Origin of the sequence: Xanthomonas sp. DAR 34887 (genome assembly GCF_041245805.1) — a bacterium.
In the GTDB taxonomy this organism is placed as follows: Bacteria; Pseudomonadota; Gammaproteobacteria; order Xanthomonadales; family Xanthomonadaceae; genus Xanthomonas_A; species Xanthomonas_A tesorieronis.
In genome coordinates this window covers 2,765,250-2,785,162 of record NZ_CP162490.1, presented here as the reverse complement: position 1 = coordinate 2,785,162, position 19,913 = coordinate 2,765,250, and the positions used below count along the sequence as shown (strand labels likewise).

Genomic DNA, 19,913 nt, shown 5'->3' with positions numbered 1-19,913 from the left:
TGGCGGCAGGGCCGGAAGCGAGGAGAAGGGCAGGGTGCGGCTGGCCTGCGCCCGCCGCGTGGTGTGGACCTGAAGTCCGCCAGCGGCGAGCTAGGCGGCCGGCGAGCTGTCGCGCAATTCCCGCCGCAGGATCTTGCCGACGTTAGTCTTGGGCAGTTCCTTGCGGAATTCGACGATGCGCGGATGCTTGTAGCCGGTCAGGTTGGCGCGCGCATGCGCCTTGACGTCCTCGGCGCTGAGGTTGGGGTCCTTCTTGACGATGACGACCTTGACCACTTCGCCGGATTTCTCGTCCGGCACCCCGACCGCGGCCACTTCCAGCACGCCGGGCATCATCGCGATCACGTCCTCGACCTCGTTCGGGTACACGTTGAAGCCCGAGACCAGGATCATGTCCTTCTTGCGGTCGACGATGTAGAAGAAGCCCTGCGGATCCATCCGCGCCATGTCGCCGGTGTGCAGCCAGCCGTCGGCATCGATCGCGCCGGCGGTTTCCTCGGGACGGCGCCAATAGCCCTTCATCACCTGCGGACCCTTGATGCACAGCTCGCCGACTTCGCCGGGCGCCAGGGTCTGGCCCTGGTCGTCCTTGACGCAGGCGTCGGTGGACGGAATCGGCAGGCCGATGGCGCCGTTGTATTCCTGCAGCGTCAGCGGGTTGATGCAGGCGGCGGGCGAGGTCTCGGTCAGGCCGTAGGCTTCCACCAGGGTCACCCCGGTCACCTGCTTCCAGCGCTCGGCCACCGCGCGCTGCACCGCCATGCCGCCGCCCAGGGTGAACTTCAGCGACGAGAAATCCACCTGCTCGAAGCCGGGCGTGTTGAGCAGGCCGTTGAACAGCGTGTTGACCCCGGTGAAGGCGGTGAAGCGGGTCTTCTTCAACTCCTTGACGAAGCCGGGCATGTCGCGCGGATTGCTGATCAGGTGGTTGAGGCCGCCGAGCTTCATGAACACCAGGCCGTTCGCGGTCAGCGCGAAGATGTGGTACAGCGGCAGCGCGGTGATGATGACTTCCTTGCCTTCCTCCAGCTTGCCGGTCGCGGCGATCCAGGCGCCGGCCTGCAGCATGTTGGCGACCAGGTTGCGGTGGGTCAGCATCGCGCCCTTGGCCACCCCGGTGGTGCCGCCGGTGTACTGCAGGAAGGCGATGTCGTCCGGTTCGATATCGATCTGCGGCAGCGTATGCAGGCGGCCCAGGGTCAGCGTGTCGCGGAAGCGCACCGCGTTGGGGATGTCGTAGTCCGGTACTAGCTTCTTGACGTACTTCAGCACGAAGTTGACCAGCGACCCCTTCGGGAAGCCGAGCATGTCGCCCAGGCCGGTGGTGATGACCTGCTTGAGCGGCGTATCGGCCAACACCTCCTGCACGGTCTTGCCGAAGTTGTCGATCACCACGATCGCGCTGGCGCCGGAGTCGATCAGCTGGTGGCGCAGTTCGCGCGGCGTGTACAGCGGATTGACGTTGACCACGGTCATGCCGGCCAGCAGCACGCCGAAGGTGGCGATCGGGTATTGCAGGCAGTTGGGCATCATCAGCGCGACGCGGTCGCCCTTCTTGAGCTGCAACTCGCCCAGCAGGTAGGCGGCGAAGTGCCGGGCCAGTTCGCCGGCCTCGCGGTAGGTCAGGGTCTTGCCGAAGTTGCAGTAGGCCGGGCGGTCACCGAACTTGGCGACAGAGGTTTCGAAGACGGCGGCGACGGATCGGTATTCGTTGACGTCGATCTCGGCGGGAATGCTGGCCGGATAACTCTGCAACCACGGACGTTCCTGACTCATGTACTCCCCCCTCGTGTGGAATGCTGCCGCACGCCGACGCAACGCTGCGGCGTGGCGAGTGGCAGGATACCGTTCCGCATGGAAAAGACGAAGCCCGGGAGGAAATCCGATGCGACAGGCATGGGCGTGGGGATGGGGGTGCGCGTTGCTGCTGGCCTTGTCCGGTTGCCGGCACGATTCGGCGGAACAACGGCTGCGCAAGGACATCGCCGCCATGCAGGAGGCGGTGGAGGAACACCGCCTGCGCGACGCGATGGATGCGGTGGCCGACGATTTCGCGGGCGAGGCGGGGATGGATCGTGCTGCGCTGCACAACCTGTTGCGCGCGCAATTCCTGGCCAACGCGCGGATCGGAGTGAACACCGGGCCGTTGTCGATCGCGCTGCAGGGCGACGACGCCACGGTGCGGTTCGACGCGGTGGTCAGCGGTGGCGATGGGCGGCTGCTGCCGGAGCGGCTACAGCGCTACGAAGTGGTCACCGGCTGGCGCGAGCAGAACGGGCACTGGCGGCTGCGGCATGCGCAATGGAGTGCGGCGCCGTAGCGCGTCGCATCCATGGGGCGTTGAACTGCAATCGCTCCGTCGGCGGCCGGTACACCTTCGATGCTGTCGGTTGGCGGGCTAAAACCCCCGTCATGTCGAAATGCCGTACCGATGAAAAAGACAGTGCGTGCGCGGGCGGCAGTGCGTATCCGTGCGCGAGCGCGGCACCCGTACAGGATGCCGCGCCGCCAGGGCCGCTCAGGCCGCCTTGCGTGCCGCCAGCTGGCGCAGCACGTACTGCAGCAGGCCGCCGTGTTTGAAGTATTCCACTTCCTTGGGGGTCAGCAGCAGAACCTTGACCTGGAACTGCTTGACGCTGCCGTCGGCCTTCCTGGCCTCGACCGTGGCGCGCTTGCTGGCGCCGTCCTGCAGGCCGGTGATGGCGAACACCTCCGAGCCGTCCAGGCCCAGCGACTGCGCGTTCTCGTTGTCCAGGAACTGCAGCGGCAGCACGCCCATGCCGACCAGGTTGGAGCGGTGGATGCGCTCGAAGCTCTCGGCGATCACCGCCTTGACCCCGAGCAGGTTGGTGCCCTTGGCCGCCCAGTCGCGCGAGGAGCCGGTGCCGTATTCCTTGCCGGCGATCACCACCAGCGGCACGCCGTCGGCCTTGTACTTCATCGCCGCATCGTAGATCGCCAGCTTCTGCGGCTGCGCGCCGTCGGGCCCGCGGTACAGGGTGTTGCCGCCTTCCTCGCCGCCGAACATCAGGTTCTTGATGCGGATGTTGGCGAAAGTGCCGCGCACCATCACGTCGTCGTTGCCGCGGCGGCTGCCGTAGCTGTTGAAGTCGGCCGGCTGCACGCCGCGTTCCTGCAGGAAGCGGCCCGCCGGCGAGTCTTTCTTGATGTTGCCGGCCGGGGAGATGTGGTCGGTGGTGATCGAGTCGCCGAACAGGCCGAGCACGCGCGCGCCGTGCACGTCGTCGATGGTGCCGACCTGCATGGTCATGCCGTCGAAGTAGGGCGGGTTCTTGATGTAGGTGGAGGCGCCATCCCAGGCATACAGCTCGCCGTCGGGCGAGGCGATCGCGGCCCAGCGGCTGTCGCCCTTGAACACGTCGGCGTAGTTCTGCTTGAACATCTCCGGGCCGACCGTGGCGGCGATGGTGTCGCCGATTTCCTTGTTGCTCGGCCAGATGTCGCGCAGGTACACCGGCTGGCCGTCGCTGCCGGTGCCGAGCGGGTCGCGGGTGAGGTCGATGTCGGTGGTGCCGGCGATGGCGTAGGCGACCACCAGCGGCGGCGAGGCCAGGTAGTTCATCTTCACTTCCGGGTGCACGCGGCCTTCGAAGTTGCGGTTGCCCGACAGCACCGAGGCCACCACCAGGTCGTCCTTGGCGATGGCGGCCGATACGTCCTCCGGCAGCGGGCCGGAGTTGCCGATGCAGGTGGTGCAGCCGTACCCGACCACGTAGAAGCCGAGCTTCTCCAGGTCGCCCATGACGCCGGCCTTTTTCAGGTAGTCGGTGACCACCAGCGAGCCCGGCCCGAGCGAGGTCTTGACCCATGGCTGCGCCTTCAGGCCCTTGGCCACGGCGTTGCGCGCCAGCAGGCCGGCGCCGAGCATCACCGCCGGGTTGGAGGTGTTGGTGCAGGAAGTGATCGCGGCGATCACCACCGAGCCGTCGCGCAGTCGCCAGCCGGCGCCGCTGGCTTCGGCGGTCTCGGCCTGCGCGGCCTTGGCGCCGACCGCGGTGCCGCCGCCGCCTTCGTTCTTGAGCCGGTCTTCCTGCTTGAGGTCGCTATGGCGCTTGTGCCGCGCTTCGGCGAAGGGCACCAGGTTGTCGCGGAAATTGCGCTGCATGTCGTCCAGCAACACCCGGTCCTGCGGCCGCTTGGGCCCGGCCAGCGACGGCTTGACCTCGCCCATGTCCAGCTCCAGCGTGGCGCTGTAGGCGGCGTGCGGGCTGTCGGCGTCGTGCCACAGGCCCTGCGCCTTGGCGTAGGCCTCGACCAGCGCGATCTGCTCCTCGCTGCGCCCGGACAGGCGCAGATAGGTCAGCGATTCGGCGTCGACCGGGAAGATGCCGCAGGTGGCGCCGTATTCCGGCGCCATGTTGCCGATGGTGGCGCGGTCGGCCAGCGGCAGGTGCTGCAGGCCCTCGCCGAAGAACTCGACGAACTTGCCGACCACACCAAACTTGCGCAGCATCTGCGTCACCGTCAGCACCAGGTCGGTGGCGGTGGCGCCTTCGGGCAGCTTGCCGGTCAGCTTGAAGCCGACCACCTGCGGAATCAGCATCGACGAGGGCTGGCCGAGCATCGCCGCTTCCGCCTCGATGCCGCCCACGCCCCAGCCGAGCACGCCGATGCCGTTGATCATCGTGGTATGGCTGTCGGTGCCGAATACCGTGTCCGGATAGGCGAGCGCCTCGCCGTCGCGCTCGGCGGTCATCACCACCCGCGCCAGGTGCTCGAGGTTGACCTGGTGCACGATGCCGGTGTTCGGTGGCACCACCTTGAAATTGTCGAAGGCCTTCTGGCCCCAGCGCAGGAAGCCGTAGCGTTCCTTGTTGCGCTGGAATTCGATCTTGCCGTTGAGGTCGAGCGCGTCCGGCTTGCCGAACACGTCCACCTGCACCGAATGGTCGATCACCAGTTCCGAGGGGATCAGCGGGTTGATCTGCTCCGGGCGCCCGCCGAGCTTGACCACCGCATCGCGCATCGCGGCCAGGTCGACCACGCACGGCACGCCGGTGAAGTCCTGCAGCACCACCCGCGCCGGCATGAAGGCGATCTCGGTATCCGGCTCCGCCTTGGGATCCCACTTGGCCACCGCTTCGATGTGGTCCTTGCCCACGGTCACGCCGCCGTCTTCGTGGCGCAGCAGGTTCTCCAGCAGGATCTTCAGCGAGTAGGGCAGGCGGCCGATGTCGAAGCGCTCGGCGAGCTTGGGCAGGCTGTAGTAGGCGTAGCGTTTGCCGTTGACCTCGAGCGAGGCACGGGTGGAAAAGGAATCGCTCATCACGGAACTCCTATGGCGTCGCGGCTGTAGGGACTGCGGTCATTCTGACCGATTCAGTGTGTACGGTTGGTGTGACCGGGACTGTATGCGGGCTTGAGTATGACGCTTCAAGTATGTAAAATTTGTGCATACCTTGGAGCCCGCCCATGGAAGCCACCGTCGCCGAGCGCGGTCAGATCACCTTGCCCAAGGCCGTACGCGACGCCTTGGGCCTGAGCAAAGGCACCATCCTGAAAGTGGAACTGGACGGCGGCCGCATCATCCTGCGCAAGAGCGTGGACGATGCGATCTCGCGCGCCCGCGGCCGCTTCAAGCTCGACGGCTTCGCCAGCACCGACGAGGCGATGCGCGCGATCCGCGGCCGCGCGCCGGGCGATCCGTTCGAACCCGATCCCAAGGCATGATCGCGATCGATTCGTCCGTGCTGGTGGATCTGCTGGCCGACGGCCCGCAGGCCGACGCCGCCGAGGCCTGCCTGCGCCAGTGCCTGAGCACCGGCCCGGTGGTGGTGTGCGACATTGTCCTGGCCGAGGTGTGCGGCGCGTTGCGCGACGGCGCCGAAGCGCTGTCGGTGCTGGAGGACATGAGCATCCGCTTCAATGCGCTGGAGGCCAAGTCGGCATTACGCGCCGGCGAGATGCAGCGCCGTTTCCGCGCCCGCGGCGGCCAGCGCGAGCGGGTGGTGGCCGACTTCCTGATCGGCGCCCACGCGCTGCTGCAATGCGATGGATTGATCACCCGCGACGACGGCTTTTTCCGCGACTACTTCAAGGGCCTGAAGATCATCGTGCCCAAGCCGTCCGCCTGACGCCGCCATTCGTTTACCGCTTACCGCTCACCCCTACCGAAATTTCCGGAGAACCCGCATGTTGGAAGCCTATCGCCACCACGTTGCAGAGCGCGCCGCGCTCGGTATCCCGCCGCTGCCGCTGAGTGCGCAGCAGACCGCGCAGGTCATCGAACTGCTGAAGAACCCGCCGGCCGGCGAGGAACAGTTCCTGGTCGAGCTGCTGAGCCAGCGCGTGCCGGCCGGCGTCGACGACGCCGCCAAGGTCAAGGCCTCGTACCTGGCCGCGGTTGCCTTCGGCAGCGAGCAGTGCACGCTGATCTCGCCCAAGCGCGCCACCGAACTGCTGGGCACCATGCTCGGCGGCTACAACATCCATCCGCTGATCGAGCTGCTGGACAACGCCGAGCTCGGCGCGGTCGCCGCCGAAGGCCTGAAGCACACGCTGCTGATCTTCGACGCGTTCCACGACGTGCAGGAAAAGGCCGAAGCCGGCAACGCGCACGCCAAGGCGGTGCTGCAGAGCTGGGCCGACGCCGAATGGTTCACCAGCAAGCCGGAAGTGCCGCAGAGCCTGACCATCACCGTGTTCAAGGTGCCGGGCGAGACCAACACCGACGACCTGTCGCCGGCGCCGGACGCGACCACGCGCCCGGACATCCCGATGCACGCGCTGGCGATGCTGAAGAACAAGCGCGACGGCGCCGCGTTCGTGCCGGAGGAAGACGGCAAGCGCGGCCCGATCCAAGCGATCGCCGAGCTCAAGGCCAAGGGTCACCTGGTCGCCTATGTCGGCGACGTGGTCGGCACCGGCTCCTCGCGCAAGTCGGCGACCAACTCGGTGCTGTGGTGGACCGGCGAAGACATTCCGTTCATTCCCAACAAGCGTTTCGGCGGCGTGTGCCTGGGTTCGAAGATCGCGCCGATCTTCTACAACACCATGGAAGACGCAGGCGCCTTGCCGATCGAGCTGGACGTGTCGCAGATGGAGCACGGCGACGTGGTCGAACTGCGTCCGTACGACGGCAAGGCGTTGAAGAACGGGCAGGTGATCGCCGAGTTCGCGATGAAGTCGGACGTGCTGTTCGACGAAGTGCGCGCCGGCGGCCGCATTCCGCTGATCGTCGGCCGCGGCCTGACCGCCAAGGCGCGCGAGTTCCTCGGCCTGCCGCCGTCGGACCTGTTCCGCCTGCCGATGGTGCCGCCGGATACCGGCAAGGGCTTCTCGCTGGCGCAGAAGATGGTCGGCCGCGCCTGCGGTCTGCCGGAAGGCCAGGGCATGCGCCCGGGCACCTATTGCGAGCCGAAGATGACCTCGGTGGGCTCGCAGGACACCACCGGGCCGATGACCCGCGATGAACTTAAGGACCTGGCCTGTCTGGGCTTCTCCGCCGACCTGGTGATGCAGTCGTTCTGCCACACCGCCGCCTATCCCAAGCCGGTGGACGTCAAGACCCACCACACCCTGCCTGAGTTCATCTCCACCCGCGGCGGCGTGTCGCTGCGTCCGGGCGACGGCGTGATCCACAGCTGGCTCAACCGCATGCTGCTGCCCGACACCGTCGGTACCGGCGGCGACTCGCACACCCGTTTCCCGATCGGCATTTCGTTCCCGGCCGGCTCCGGCCTGGTCGCGTTCGCCGCCGCCACCGGCGTCATGCCGCTGGACATGCCGGAGAGCGTGCTGGTGCGCTTCAAGGGCGAAATGCAGCCGGGCGTGACCCTGCGCGACCTGGTCAACGCGATCCCGCTGTACGCGATCAAGGACGGCCTGCTGACCGTGGCCAAGCAGGGCAAGAAGAACATCTTCTCCGGCCGCATCCTCGAAATCGAAGGGCTGCCGAACCTGAAGGTGGAGCAGGCGTTCGAACTGTCCGACGCCTCGGCCGAGCGCTCCGCCGCCGGCTGCACGGTGCGCCTGGACAAGGCGCCGATCATCGAATACCTGACCAGCAACATCACCCTGCTACGCTGGATGACCGCCGAGGGCTACGCCGATGCGCGCACCCTGGGCCGGCGCATCAAGAAGATGGAAGAGTGGCTGGCCGATCCGCAGCTGCTCGAACCCGATGCCGATGCCGAGTACGCCGCGGTGATCGAGATCGACCTGGCCGACATCCACGAGCCGATCGTGGCATGCCCGAACGATCCGGACGACGTCAAGACGCTGTCCGAAGTCGCCGGCGCGGCGATCGACGAGGTGTTCATCGGTTCGTGCATGACCAACATCGGCCACTTCCGCGCCGCGGCCAAGCTGCTGGAAGGCAAGCGCGACATCCCGACCCGCCTGTGGGTCGCGCCGCCGACCAAGATGGACGCCTCCGAGCTGACCAAGGAAGGCCACTACGGCACCTTCGGCGCGGCCGGCGCGCGCATGGAAATGCCGGGCTGCTCGCTGTGCATGGGCAACCAGGCGCAGGCGCGCGAAGGCGCCACGGTGTTCTCCACCTCCACCCGCAACTTCCCCAACCGCCTGGGCCGCAACACCAATGTGTACCTGGGCTCGGCGGAACTGGCGGCGATCTGCTCGCGTCTGGGCCGCATCCCGACCAAGGACGAGTACATGGCCGACGTGGGTGTGATCAAGACCAGCGGCGAGCAGATCTACCGCTACATGAACTTCGATCAGATCCAGGAATATCAGGACGTGGCGGATACCGTCGCCGCCTGATGCTGGATGGTTCGACGCTGTAACGAGAAAGCCCGGCGATGCCGGGCTTTCTCCTTTGCGGGGTTCGTCCAGCTGCGCGGTGCTGCAAGCGCGGTGCGAGCCGCTGACGATCCCGCGTTGGCTTCGTCCGGGTGAGGGCGAGGGCATCCGGAACTTCTGCCGCGAGCGCCGCCGCCGTCTGCAGGTCGGGTCGTCAGTCCCGCGCCATCCAGGCGCGGCGGGCCGCCTTGCTTCGCTCGTCGCGACTGAAGGGCACTTCTAGTCACCCCAAAAAGCATGTCGATGCGCTTGCGAGACGCCGACACGCCCAGCCTGCAGGTTCCGGCATCGATACGTTCGAGATGCCATGGCGTGGCAAAGGCGCATTGGCGGTAGACGGCGGCGTGCGGCCGCGTTTTTCATGGACGCCTTGGCATCGCGGCCACTTCGTCCTCCTGTCGCGGCTGAAGCCGCTCCTACACGAGCAAGGCGCGCATGTGTAGGAGCGGCTTCAGCCGCGACAGAAAAAAAGAACATGCCATCGCCACGCGTAGCGTGCAGCTTCCGGAATGGAGATATGAGAGGTGCCCTGAAGTCGCTCCCACAACGGCGCTTGAAGCCGCCGCCCAGGGAATGCTCGGCGGCACCGGTACTCGTGCGCAAGCATGCTGCTGCTCAGGCGCTTTCCACGCGGTTGCGGCCGTTTTCCTTGGCCCGGTACAGCGCCTGGTCGGCAAGGTTGGTCAGGCGCGTGCTCGACAGGCCGGAACGCGGCCATTTGCTGGCGCAGCCGATGCTGACCGTCACCAGCCGGTGGCGCGCGCCGGGAGCATGCGCCACCGCGCAGCCCAGCACCGCCTGGCGCAGCCGTTCGCCGACCGCATGCGCGGCCTCGCTGTCGCAGCCGGGCAGCAATGCCACGAATTCCTCGCCGCCGTAGCGTGCCAGCACGCCGTCCTCGCGCAGTTGCGCGGCCATCGCTGCGGCCACCACGCGCAGGCAGTCGTCGCCGGCCAGGTGTCCGTAGTGATCGTTGAAGCGCTTGAACTCGTCGATGTCGATCATCAGCAGCGCCAACGGCCGCTGCTGCGCCTGCATCTGTTCCCACAGCCGCTGTTGGCTTTCGACGAAGTGGCGATGGTTGGCGATGCCGGTGACCGGGTCGCGCTGCGCCTGGTCGGCGAGGCGGCGGTTGGCCTGCTCCAGTTCCTGGGTGCGGGTGCTCACCAGTTGCGCCAGCAGGTCGCGCTGGCGGCGCAGCCGATAGCCGTGCACGCGCCAGCCCAGCAACAGCGCGGCAATCAGCGCCACCATTGCGGCGCCCCAGCTGAGCGGCGACAGATACCACGGCGACGGCTGCCGGAAGCGCAGCCGCGCCGGTGTGGTCGACCAGGCGCCGGTATCGCTGCGCGCGATGATTTCCAGGGTGCTGTCGTCCCAGGGCAGCAGCGGGAAGTGCAGGCTGCGCTGCGCGCCGATGTCGGTCCACGCCGGGTCCTGGCCCGGGCGGGTCAGCCGGTAGCGGAAGCGGGTCTTCTCCGGCGCGCTGAGGTTGATCGCGGTGAAGCCCACTTCGATGTCGTGGCTGTGCGGCGGCAGGCGCAGTTCTGCGGCCAGCGGCACGCTGCGGCCGCTCACGGCTAGCAACTGGATGCGTACCGGCGGCGCCTGCACGCGGCGCTGGCCGAGCGCCAGCGGATCGATCTCGGCGAAGCCGGAAATCAGCGGAAACCACAGCTTGCCGGTGGCGTCGCGCAGGCATGCCGGCTGGCCGCCGCCGTTGGTTTCGGCCGGTTCCAGACCGTCGCTTTCGGAAAAGCCGATCGCGCTCAACTCCTCGCTGCCGGCGGCGGCCTTGGCCAGTTCCTCCGGCAGCAGCAGGGAAATGCCGCGGTTGCCGCTGAGCCACAGCCCGCCGCGCGCGTCGGCGACCATGCACGAGACCACGTCGTCGAACAGGCCGCTGCCGCGATCGAAATGCTGCACGCGGCCGTTGCCGATACGGTTGAGGCCGCCGCCGTAGGTGCCGATCCACAGCGTGCCGTCGGGCTGTTCGTACAGCGAGCGTACGAAGCGGCTGGACAGGCCGTTGCCGGTGCCCCAGCGTTCCACCACGCGTTGCCGTCGCCAGCGCACCACGCCTTCGCCGCCGGCCATCCACAGGCCGCCTTGTTGCGCCGGCTGGATCAGGGTGACGCTGCCGGGCAGGCCGGGCAGACGCTGCGGCGTGCCGGTCTCGCCGCCGGCACCGACCGGGATCGCGTAGACGCCGTTGCCGCTGGCGACCAGCAGCTTCTGCTTGGCGGTGCGGTACAGCGCGCGGATCGGCAACTGGTCCGGCCACTGCGCGATCAGCCGCGGCGCCTGGCTGCGGTAGGCGTCGCTGTCGCGCTCGGCGCGGTCGCCCTGCGCATCGGGCGGCAGATAGCCGACACGGCCATCGACGGTGCCGATCCACACGCCGCCGGTTTCGTCGCGGTGCAGCGACCACACGCACTCGTTGCCGAGCGCGGATTGCAGCGACCAGCGGCGCAGGCGCCCGCTGGGCGCATCCCAGTGCCGCAGCCCGCCGCACACGGTGCCCAGCCACAGGCCGCCGCTGCCGTCGCCGATCACCGGCAGCCCGGGCAGATCCATGCCTTGTTGCGCGTCGTTGAGCAGACCGATGCGCGAGCGCGCGATGCGCAGCAGGCCGCGCGCGTTGCTGCCCAGCCACAGGTTGCCGTCGCGGTCGCTGAGCAGGCTGTGCGACGCCGGCAGCGCCGGCGTCGTCAACGGTCGCAGCCCGTCGCCATCGTCGTCGTCGCGGAACAGCTGTCCATCGACATCGGCCACCCATAGCCGGTGCTGCGCATCGCGCGCCAGCGCCTGCGCGCCGCGTACCGGTGCGGCTGCCGGCAGCCATTGCCGGCGCAGCGTGTCGTAGCGGTGCAGGGCCGTGCCGGCAGCCACCCACAGCACGCTGCCTTCGCTGTGCAGCGAACTGACCCGGGTTTCCCCGGCCGGCAGCGGCACCGCTTCGCGGCGTCCCTGGTGCAGCCGCCACAGGCCTTGCCCACCCAGGTAGAGCTGCCCGTCGCCGCCGAGCGCGGCGGCCATGTCCAGCGCCTGCGGCTGCTGTTCGAGGGTCCGCAGGGTGCGCGGGTCGATCCGGTAGGCGCCGGCACTGCTGAAGACCCACACGCTGCCGTCGGCCGCAGCGACGAAGCGGCGGATCAGGCAGCGGCCGCCGCACACGTCCAGGCGCAGGAAGCGGCCGTCGCGGTAGACGCTGACGCCGGCGTCCTCGCTGCCGATCCACAACTGGCCACGGTCGTCCTGCAGCAGTTGCAGGATCCGGTCGCTGGACGGACCGCTGCCGGCCAGGCTGCGGTAGACGCTGAACTCGCTGCCGTCGAAGCGCGCCAGCCCGCCGAAGGTGCCCAGCCACAGGAAACCGTCGCGGTCCTGCACGATCGCGTTCACCGAATTCTGCGGCAGGCCGTCGTGGGTGGAGAAACGGCGCACGACCTCGGGATAGGCAGGCTGCAGCGTCTGCGCAGCGAGCGCAGCACTGGCGGACCACAGCAGCAGCGACAACAGGAAGCGGATCGGCATTGCCCGACAGGGATGAAAAGTGTGCTGTGTATCAAGCAATATTTGTGCCGCGATTGACTACGGCGGCGCTGCATCGGCCGTTGCAGGCGGCGCGGCCGTCGCGGCGTCGGTCGGATGCGCGCCGATCCAGCGTTCCAGCTGGGCCGCCGGCAATGCGGGCGCGAACAGGAATCCCTGCAGCACATCGCAGCCGAGCGAGGACAGGAAGGCCCGCTGCGCTTCGGTTTCCACGCCCTCGGCGACGGTATGCAGGCGCAGGCTTTCGCCGATGCGCAGTACCGAGGTGGTCAGCGCGCGTGCGGTCGCGCTGTGTTCCAGGTCGCGGACGAAGCTCATGTCCAGCTTGAGTTCGTTGACCGGCAGCTGGTGCAGATGGCTGAGGCTGGAATAGCCGGTGCCGAAGTCGTCCAGCGACAGGCGCACGCCGCTGGCCTGCAACTGACGCAGATTGGCCAGCACCGCCGGTGCGTTGGACAGCATGACGCTCTCGGTCATCTCCAGCGCCAGGTCGCTGGGCGCCAGCGCATGCGTGCTCAGCAGCTGCGCCACGCGCGCCGGCAACTGCGCGTCGGCGAAGTTGCTGGCCGACAGGTTGACCGCCACGCGCGGCACCGGCACGCCGCGCAGGCGCCAATCGGCTATCTGCCGGCAGGCCTGGCGCAGCACCCAATGCCCGAGTTCGTCGATCAGACCGCATTCCTCGGCCATCGGCACGAAGCGTGATGGTGCGATATCGCCCAGATGCGGGTGCTGCCAGCGCAGCAGCGCCTCCACGCCGTACAGCGCGTAGGGCGGCTGGCTGTGCAGCTGCGGCTGGTAGTGCAACTGCAGCTGGTCGCGGCGCAGCGCTTCGCGCAACGCCGTCTCCAGCGCCACGCGTTCCTGCGCCATGCGGTTCATGTCGGCGCTGAAGAAGCGGAAGCTGCCGCCGCCTTCGTTCTTGGCCCGGTACATGGCCAGGTCGGCGTGGCGCAGCAGGGTCTCGATGTCGCGGCCGTCGTCGGGGAACATCGCCACGCCGATGCTGGCGCCCGGGTGCAGGGTCACGTGTCCGACCACCAACGGATCGGCCAGCGCCAGCAACAGCCGTTCGGCCACGCCGGCCGCCTGTTCGGCGCCGCAGTGCGGCAGCATCAGCACGAACTCGTCGCCGGCCTGGCGGCCGATCAGGTCGGTGGCGCTCAGGGTCTCGCCCAGGCGCCGCGCGATGTCGCGCAGCATGCCGTCGCCGGCGGCGTGGCCCTGGGTCTCGTTGACGCGCTTGAAGCGGTCGATGTCGACGAACAGGATCGCCACCGGAAACGCGTGGTATTCGGCGGCGGCCAGCGCCTGCTCGGCGCGGGCGCTGAACATCACCCGGTTGGGCAGGCCGGTCAGCGAGTCGTAGAACGCCAGCTGGTGCACGCGCGCCTTGGTCTGCTCGCGCTCCAGCGCCAGCGCGCACAGGTGCAGGCACAGCTCGATCAGCCGCAGATGCCAGGCCTGCGGCTCGCACACCTCGCGGTAATACAGCGCAAAACTGCCGAGCACGCGCCCGCCGCTGGACTTGATCGGGCTGGCCACGCAACTGCCCAGGCCGAGCTGCTGCACCAATGGCCGGTACTCGGCGAACAGCGGATCGGCGGCGGCGTCGCGCACCAGCACCTGCTTGCCGCGCCAGATCGCCGCGCCGCAGGCGCCGGAGCTGGGGCCGGCGCGCATGCGCTCGACCGCCTCGTTGAAGGCGGTCGGCAGGCTAGGCGAAGCCAGCGGGTGCAGCCGCCCGTCGCCATCGACGCTGATGATCGAGGCCACCACCTGCGGGGCGATGCGCTCGACCTCGCTGCAGATCAGCGTGGCCACGTCGACCAGCGGCTGTTCGCGGACCAGCGCGTCGAGCACGTTCTTGTGCAGGATCTCGTGCATCTTGCTCTGGGTGATGTCGGTGAATGACACCACGTAGTGCTGGATGCCGCCGTCCGCGTCGGCGATCGGATTGGCCATCAGCGTGGTCCACAGCGGCGTGCCGTCCTTGCGGTAGACCAGCAGGTCGGTCTGATGGCCCACGCCGCCGACCACGCGTTCGCGGGTCAGCCGCACCGCCTGCATGTCGGTGCCCACGCCCGGCAGCACGCTGCTGGGCAGCCGCCCGCGCACCTCCTCGGCGGCATAGCCGAACATGCGTACGAAGCCGGCATTGACGTACAGGATCGCCAGCTGCGGGTCGCAGACCACGATGGCGTTGTCGCTGCGGTCCAGGGCCAGCGACAGCAGCCGCATCTTGGCGTCGCGGTCGCGTTCGGCGCTGATGTCGCGCACGAACACCACCGACAGCGGTGCCGGCTGCTGCGGCACCGTGGCCGCGCTGACCGAGACCCAGCGCTGCACGCCGTCGCTGCCGGGCAACTGCAGTTCGTAGCCGTCGCCGGGCGCGTCGGTGCGCTGCTGCAGACACGTGGCCAGGAACGACGCGCGCACATCGTCCGGCACCAGTTCGCCGAGCGAACGTCCCAGGACCTGCGCCTGCGTCAGTCCCCACAGCGTCTCGGCGGTCTGATTGAAGGCGAGGATGCGCGCGTCCGCGTCGATCACCACCACGCCGTCGGGCGCCTGCTGCAGGCAGCTCAGCAGCGCCTGCTCGGCATCCGTCAGCGTGGCCAGGCACGCTGCGACGGCGTCGCCAGGCGCGTTCGGGTGACGGACGCGCTGGCGCGGCATGGAGCTAGCGGGCCTGGCTGGACAAGGCGATCAGGCGCTCGGCGATCCGGTCCAGCGGCAGCACCTCCTGTGCGGCGCCGAGCCGGAACGCGGTGCCGGGCATGCCCCAGACCACGCTGGTGGCTTCGTCCTGGACCAGGGTGCTGGCGCCGGCCTGCAGCATTTCCAGCAGGCCGCGCGCGCCGTCGTCGCCCATGCCGGTCAGCACCGCGCCGATCGCATTGGCGCCGGCGTTGCGCGCCACCGACTGGAACAGCACGTCCACCGCCGGCTTGTGCCGGTTGACCGGCGGGCCGTCGTCGATCTTGCAGCGCCAGCGCGCGCCGTCGCGCACCACCTGCAGGTGCTTGCCGCCCGGAGGCAGGTAGGCGTGGCCGGGCAGGATCGCTTCGCCCTCGCTGGCCTCGCGCACCGCCATCGCCGAGTGCCGGTTGAGACGGTCGGCGAAGGCGGTGCTGAAGCCGGCCGGCAGATGCTGGGTCATCACCACCGCCGGCGCGTCGGCCGGCATCCCTTCCAGGACCACGCGCAGCGCCTCGGTACCGCCGGCGGACGCGCCGATCGCGATCAGCCGGTCGGTGGTGCGGAATTTCAGCGTGGACACCGCGCTGGGCGCGACCACCGCGTTGCCGGCAGGCCGCGGCGCGGCCGGACGGTCGAGCGCGCGGACCTTGGCCTTGGCCGCGGCCTTGACCTTGCCGACGATTTCCTCGGCGTATTCCTCCAGGCCGCGGGCCACGTCGAGCTTGGGCTTGGAGATGAAATCGACCGCGCCCAGCGCCAGCGCCTGCAAGGTGGTGTCGGCGCCGCGCTCGGTCAGCGAGGAGATCATCACCACCGGCGTGGGCCGCAGCCGCATCAGGTTTTCCAGGAACGCCAGCCCGTCCATGCGCGGCATTTCCACGTCCAGGGTGATCACGTCCGGATTGAGCCGCTTGATCTTCTCGCGGGCCAGGAGCGGATCGGCGGCCGAGCCGACCACCTCGACGCCGGGCGCGCGCGACAGGATCTCGGTGAGCATTTGCCGCACGACTGCGGAGTCGTCGACGATCAGCACGCGGCAGGGATTTTCGGACGTCATTCGAACAACTCCACGGCACCGGTGACCGGCGCTTTGGCGAGACGGGCGCGCACCGCCGATTCGGCGGCGGCGATTTCGGCTTCTTCGTGCGCATGCGGCAGGCGCTGCACGACCACGCGGCCGGTGGCGGGGAAGAACCAGATCTTGCGCGGATGGATGCCGCGCAGGTCCTCGGCCACCACCGGAATCTGCTCGGCTTTCAGGTAGTTCAGCACGAACTCGGCGTTGCGCGTGCCGACCGGATTGTTGGTGAAGCCCTTGAGCACGTTGCCGCCGCCGAACACCTTGGCTTCCAGGCGGTTGCGGGCGGCGCCGCGCTTGAGCAGGTCGTTGATCAGCACTTCCATCGCGTAGCTGCCATAGCGCGCCGGCGCGCCGTCGCCGCTCTGGCCGTCGGGCAGCATGAAATGGTTCATGCCGCCGATCTTCAGCAGCGGGTCGCGGATGCAGGCGGCCACGCAGGAACCGAGGATGGTGGTCAGCGCGGTGTCGTCGTCCACCACCAGGTATTGGGTCGGCAACAGCTTGGCCGCAATGGTCTGGAAGCGGGTGTCGTGGTAGCGCATCACCTGATCCGCAACCATCGTGGCGGCTCTCATGCGCGGGCCTTGGCGGCGCGCCGGTACAGGGTGCGGCCGCACGGCTGGATCAGGTCGGCCGCATGCAGGTAGTTTTCCGAATGGCCGGTATAGAGCATGCCTTCGTCATCCAGATGCGGGATCAGCCGCGACAGGATGCCACGCTGGGTGGGCTTGTCGAAATAGATCATCACGTTGCGGCAGAACAGCGCCAGGTACGGGCCGCTGACGTCGTAGCGCGGCTCCAGCAGGTTCAACTGGCGGAACTCGAGCAGCTCGCGCAGCGCCGGCACCACCCGGCACTGGCCTTCGTTGGCGCCGCTGCCGCGCTGGAAGTACTTGCGCTTGAGCGCCGGGTCCAGGCTGGAAATGCGATCGACCGCGTACACGCCGCGCGAGGCGGTCGCCAGCACCTGGGTGTCCACGTCGGTGGCCAGGATCCGCACCGGCGGGGTCAGCGTGCCGAATGCCTCGCAGGCGGTGATCGCCAGCGAGTAGGGCTCCTCGCCGGTGGACGAGGCGCACGACCAGATCTTCAACGGCGCCGAGGCGGCATGTTTCTGCAGTTCCTCGCGCAGCCGCTCGAAGTGGTGCGGCTCGCGGAAGAACGAGGTCAGGTTGGTGGTCAGCGCGTTGGTGAACGCCTCCCACTCGTCGCCGCCGTCGCGCTCCAGCCAGTCCAGGTACTCGCGGAACGAGCGCAGGCCCAGCGTGCGCAGGCGCCGCGACAGGCGGCCATAGACCATGTCGCGCTTGGCCGGGGCCAGCGCGATGCCCGCCTTCTGGTAGATTAGGTCACAGACCCGCTTGAAATCGCGATCGCTGAATTCGAAGTCGCGATTGTCGGAACCGGGGTGGGGCAGGGAAGACGTTGGAGTGGCCATGGCTCGCAGCGGTAATCGGTCTATCGGGTTATCGGCCGGCGCCGAGCGAAATTGACGCCGGAACAAGGCGCGGCCGTCGTCAGAACTCCTGCCACTGGTCTTCGGCGGCGCTGGCGCGTGCCGTGCCCGCCGCGCTGCGGATGCGCGTGGGTGCACGCGCCGCACCGGTCACCGGCGAGGGCCTGGCGCGCGCGGACGGCTTGGCCGTTGCGATCGGCGCGGCCTGCGCTGCCGCTGCGCTGACCTGCGGGTCCAGCTTGAACTCGGCGACGGTGGCGCTGAGCTGGCCGGCCTGGGCCTGCAGCGTGCGCGCCGCGGCGGTGGCTTCCTCGACCAAGGCGGCGTTCTGCTGGGTGGCTTCGTCCATCTGGGTGATGGTCTGGTTGACCTGCTCGATGCCGGCGGACTGCTCCTGCGAGGCGGCGGAGATCTCGCCCATGATGTCGGTGACACGCTGCACCGAGGACACGATCTCCTGCATGGTCTGCCCGGCGCGATCGACCAGCGCCGAACCTTCGGCGACGCGGGTCACCGAGTCGTCGATCAGGCCCTTGATCTCCTTGGCGGCGCCAGCCGAACGCTGCGCCAGCGTCCGCACTTCGCTGGCGACCACGGCGAAGCCGCGGCCCTGTTCGCCGGCACGCGCCGCTTCCACCGCGGCATTGAGCGCCAGGATGTTGGTCTGGAACGCGATGCCGTCGATGACGCTGATGATGTCGGCGATCTTCTTCGACGAGGTCTCGATCCCGCTCATCGTGGCCACCACCTGGCCGACCACGTCGCCACCCTGCGATGCGACCGATGCCGCGCCGACCGCGAGCTGGTTGGCCTGGCGCGCGTGCTCGGCATTCTGCTTCACGGTGGAGGTCAGTTCTTCCATCGATGCGGCGGTCTCTTCCAGACTGGCCGCCTGTTGCTCGGTGCGGCGCGACAGGTCGTCGTTGCCGGCGGCGATTTCCGAAGAGGCGACATTGATGCTGGCGGCCGCGCTCTGGATGCGGCCGACGATGGCCGCCAGCTGCTCGGCGGTGGCATTGGCGTCGTCGCGCATCCTGGCGAACACGCCGTGGAAATCGCCCTGCATGCGCACGCTCAGGTCGCCGGCGGCAATGGCCTGCAGCAGCTGCGACAATTCGCCGAGGGTGCGGTCGCTGACCTCCATCATCGCGTTGAGGTTCTGCACCATCGTGCGGAAGTCGTACTGGAAGCGCTCGGCGTCGCCGCGCGCGCTGAAGTTGCCGACCGCTGCGGCCTCGGCCAGCTGCTTGACCTGCGCGTTCATCTCGGTCAGGTTGGCCTTGGCGGTGTCCATCGCCTCGGTCAGTACGGCCTTCTCGCCGGGCAGGCGCTCCATGTCCTCGGACAGGTCGCCGATCGCATAGCGCTGGATGATCTGCACCAGACGCAGCTTCACCGCCACGTGCGAGGCGACCAGGTCGTTGGTGGCCCTGACCATGTTGCCGTAGTCGCCCGGGAAGGCGCTCGCGTCCATGCGATAGCTGATCGTGCCCTGTTCGTGGCGTTGCGCCATCTGGTTCTGCGCGTCGATCACTTCGCGGATGCGGCTGCGCATGTCCAGCATGTCGCCCATCAGCTGGCCGATCTCGTCGTTGGAGCGTGCACGCACGCCGCTGTCCAGCTCGCCGCGGGCGATGGCCTGCGACAGCTGCCGGGCCGCGTCGAGCTGCCGCGCGATGCCGCGCGAAATCATCCAGCCGACGCTGGCGGCAGCCGCGATGGCCAGCGCGAGCAGGCTCATGATCAGCAGCTTGGTGCGTGCCAGCTGCGTGTTGATGGTGTCCATCTCCTGGTTCAGCTGGGCGACGTTGTAGTCGGTCAGCGCCACGATCCGCTCGAACAGATCGCGCCGCAGTGGCCGCGACTGCTTGTCGGAGATGACCTGCGCGGCGGCGACGTCGCCGGCCCGCAGCGCATCGCCCATCAGCGTGTTGGTCTGCAGGTAGGCATCCAGCTTTTCCTTGACCCCGGCATACATCTGCTTCTGGGTCTTTTCCAGCATCACCCGCTCGATGACGGCCTGGTTCTTCGCCACCTCCGTGCGCACCTTCTGCATGCGCTTGAAATAGTCGGCCATCGCGTCGGGGTCGTTGGCGCGCGCGATCTGCGCCAGTTCGTATGTGCGGAACTCCCCGAGCTGCGCGCGCACTTCGGCCAGCGCCTGCGTGGCCGGCACCCAATCCGATTCGATGCGCCTGAGTTCGGCCATCGACATGGTGGTGCGCGAATAGGTGAAAACGCCAAGGATCAACGTCAGCAGCGTGGTCAGGGCGAATGCGAAGATCAGCTTGTCGCGGATTTTCAGGTGGTTGAAGACGTTCATTGGCGTTTCCG

At 68.3% G+C, this 19,913-nt stretch carries 12 protein-coding genes; 4 read left to right on the top strand and 8 right to left on the bottom strand.

Going from position 1 to position 19,913, the window contains the following annotated elements:
• Positions 1 to 90: 90 nt before the first annotated feature.
• Complete coding sequence (locus AB3X08_RS11825; protein ID WP_369932750.1) at positions 91 to 1,776, bottom strand: long-chain fatty acid--CoA ligase; 1,686 nt, start codon at positions 1,774 to 1,776, stop codon at positions 91 to 93.
• Between the two features lie 109 nt (positions 1,777 to 1,885).
• Here AB3X08_RS11825 and AB3X08_RS11820 point away from each other — a divergent pair, with 109 nt between their 5' ends.
• Positions 1,886 to 2,320 carry a nuclear transport factor 2 family protein gene (locus AB3X08_RS11820; RefSeq protein ID WP_369932749.1) on the top strand — a complete coding sequence of 145 codons (435 nt, stop codon included), beginning with the start codon at positions 1,886 to 1,888 and terminating at the stop codon, positions 2,318 to 2,320.
• 198 nt (positions 2,321 to 2,518) lie between these two features.
• Here the strand turns inward: AB3X08_RS11820 and acnA are convergent, their stop codons facing one another.
• Positions 2,519 to 5,287 carry an aconitate hydratase AcnA gene (acnA, locus tag AB3X08_RS11815; protein ID WP_369932748.1) on the bottom strand — a complete coding sequence of 923 codons (2,769 nt, stop codon included), beginning with the start codon at positions 5,285 to 5,287 and terminating at the stop codon, positions 2,519 to 2,521.
• Between the two features lie 146 nt (positions 5,288 to 5,433).
• On the opposite strand from acnA, the gene AB3X08_RS11810 reads away from it, so the two are divergent.
• From AB3X08_RS11810 to acnB, 3 genes are read left to right on the top strand one after another with little or no spacing between them, the layout of a single operon-like run.
• Entirely contained in the window at positions 5,434 to 5,691 is a 258-nt protein-coding gene (locus AB3X08_RS11810; RefSeq protein WP_184414535.1) for an AbrB/MazE/SpoVT family DNA-binding domain-containing protein, read from the top strand.
• On the top strand, positions 5,688 to 6,095 hold the full coding sequence (locus AB3X08_RS11805) for a type II toxin-antitoxin system VapC family toxin (protein WP_185812961.1): 408 nt from the start codon (positions 5,688 to 5,690) through the stop codon (positions 6,093 to 6,095). The genes AB3X08_RS11810 and AB3X08_RS11805 overlap by 4 nt, the downstream gene beginning before the upstream one ends.
• Positions 6,096 to 6,153: 58 nt before the next feature.
• Positions 6,154 to 8,745 carry a bifunctional aconitate hydratase 2/2-methylisocitrate dehydratase gene (gene acnB, locus AB3X08_RS11800; RefSeq protein ID WP_369932747.1) on the top strand — a complete coding sequence of 864 codons (2,592 nt, stop codon included), beginning with the start codon at positions 6,154 to 6,156 and terminating at the stop codon, positions 8,743 to 8,745.
• 654 nt (positions 8,746 to 9,399) lie between these two features.
• Here the strand turns inward: acnB and AB3X08_RS11795 are convergent.
• The 6 genes from AB3X08_RS11795 to AB3X08_RS11770 form a co-directional block, all read right to left on the bottom strand.
• The gene (locus tag AB3X08_RS11795; RefSeq protein ID WP_369932744.1) at positions 9,400 to 12,321 is read right to left on the bottom strand and encodes a diguanylate cyclase; all 2,922 of its coding nucleotides are present in this window, start codon (positions 12,319 to 12,321) and stop codon (positions 9,400 to 9,402) included.
• A 57-nt stretch (positions 12,322 to 12,378) separates the two neighbouring features.
• A complete protein-coding gene (locus AB3X08_RS11790; RefSeq protein WP_369932742.1) occupies positions 12,379 to 15,018 on the bottom strand; it encodes an EAL and GGDEF domain-containing protein in 2,640 nt (879 codons plus the stop codon).
• A gap of 4 nt (positions 15,019 to 15,022) precedes the next feature.
• On the bottom strand, positions 15,023 to 16,099 hold the full coding sequence (locus AB3X08_RS11785) for a protein-glutamate methylesterase/protein-glutamine glutaminase (protein ID WP_369932740.1): 1,077 nt from the start codon (positions 16,097 to 16,099) through the stop codon (positions 15,023 to 15,025).
• The gene (gene cheD, locus AB3X08_RS11780) at positions 16,096 to 16,683 is read right to left on the bottom strand and encodes a chemoreceptor glutamine deamidase CheD (protein WP_369932739.1); all 588 of its coding nucleotides are present in this window, start codon (positions 16,681 to 16,683) and stop codon (positions 16,096 to 16,098) included. Before cheD ends, AB3X08_RS11785 begins: the two co-directional genes overlap by 4 nt.
• A gap of 11 nt (positions 16,684 to 16,694) precedes the next feature.
• Entirely contained in the window at positions 16,695 to 17,561 is an 867-nt protein-coding gene (locus AB3X08_RS11775; RefSeq protein ID WP_369932737.1) for a CheR family methyltransferase, read from the bottom strand.
• Positions 17,562 to 17,640: 79 nt separating this feature from the next.
• A complete protein-coding gene (locus AB3X08_RS11770) occupies positions 17,641 to 19,902 on the bottom strand; it encodes a methyl-accepting chemotaxis protein (RefSeq protein WP_369932736.1) in 2,262 nt (753 codons plus the stop codon).
• Positions 19,903 to 19,913: the final 11 nt, after the last annotated feature.

What these genes read in the sequence shown, in the direction of transcription:
- AB3X08_RS11825 (WP_369932750.1), bottom strand. Translation starts at nt 1,776, where the DNA reads ATGAGTCAGGAACGTCCGTGGTTGCAGAGTTATCCGGCCAGCATTCCC.
- AB3X08_RS11820 (WP_369932749.1), top strand. Translation starts at nt 1,886, where the DNA reads ATGCGACAGGCATGGGCGTGGGGATGGGGGTGCGCGTTGCTGCTGGCC.
- acnA (WP_369932748.1), bottom strand. Translation starts at nt 5,287, where the DNA reads ATGAGCGATTCCTTTTCCACCCGTGCCTCGCTCGAGGTCAACGGCAAA.
- AB3X08_RS11810 (WP_184414535.1), top strand. Translation starts at nt 5,434, where the DNA reads ATGGAAGCCACCGTCGCCGAGCGCGGTCAGATCACCTTGCCCAAGGCC.
- AB3X08_RS11805 (WP_185812961.1), top strand. Translation starts at nt 5,688, where the DNA reads ATGATCGCGATCGATTCGTCCGTGCTGGTGGATCTGCTGGCCGACGGC.
- acnB (WP_369932747.1), top strand. Translation starts at nt 6,154, where the DNA reads ATGTTGGAAGCCTATCGCCACCACGTTGCAGAGCGCGCCGCGCTCGGT.
- AB3X08_RS11795 (WP_369932744.1), bottom strand. Translation starts at nt 12,321, where the DNA reads ATGCCGATCCGCTTCCTGTTGTCGCTGCTGCTGTGGTCCGCCAGTGCT.
- AB3X08_RS11790 (WP_369932742.1), bottom strand. Translation starts at nt 15,018, where the DNA reads ATGCCGCGCCAGCGCGTCCGTCACCCGAACGCGCCTGGCGACGCCGTC.
- AB3X08_RS11785 (WP_369932740.1), bottom strand. Translation starts at nt 16,099, where the DNA reads ATGACGTCCGAAAATCCCTGCCGCGTGCTGATCGTCGACGACTCCGCA.
- cheD (WP_369932739.1), bottom strand. Translation starts at nt 16,683, where the DNA reads ATGGTTGCGGATCAGGTGATGCGCTACCACGACACCCGCTTCCAGACC.
- AB3X08_RS11775 (WP_369932737.1), bottom strand. Translation starts at nt 17,561, where the DNA reads ATGGCCACTCCAACGTCTTCCCTGCCCCACCCCGGTTCCGACAATCGC.
- AB3X08_RS11770 (WP_369932736.1), bottom strand. Translation starts at nt 19,902, where the DNA reads ATGAACGTCTTCAACCACCTGAAAATCCGCGACAAGCTGATCTTCGCA.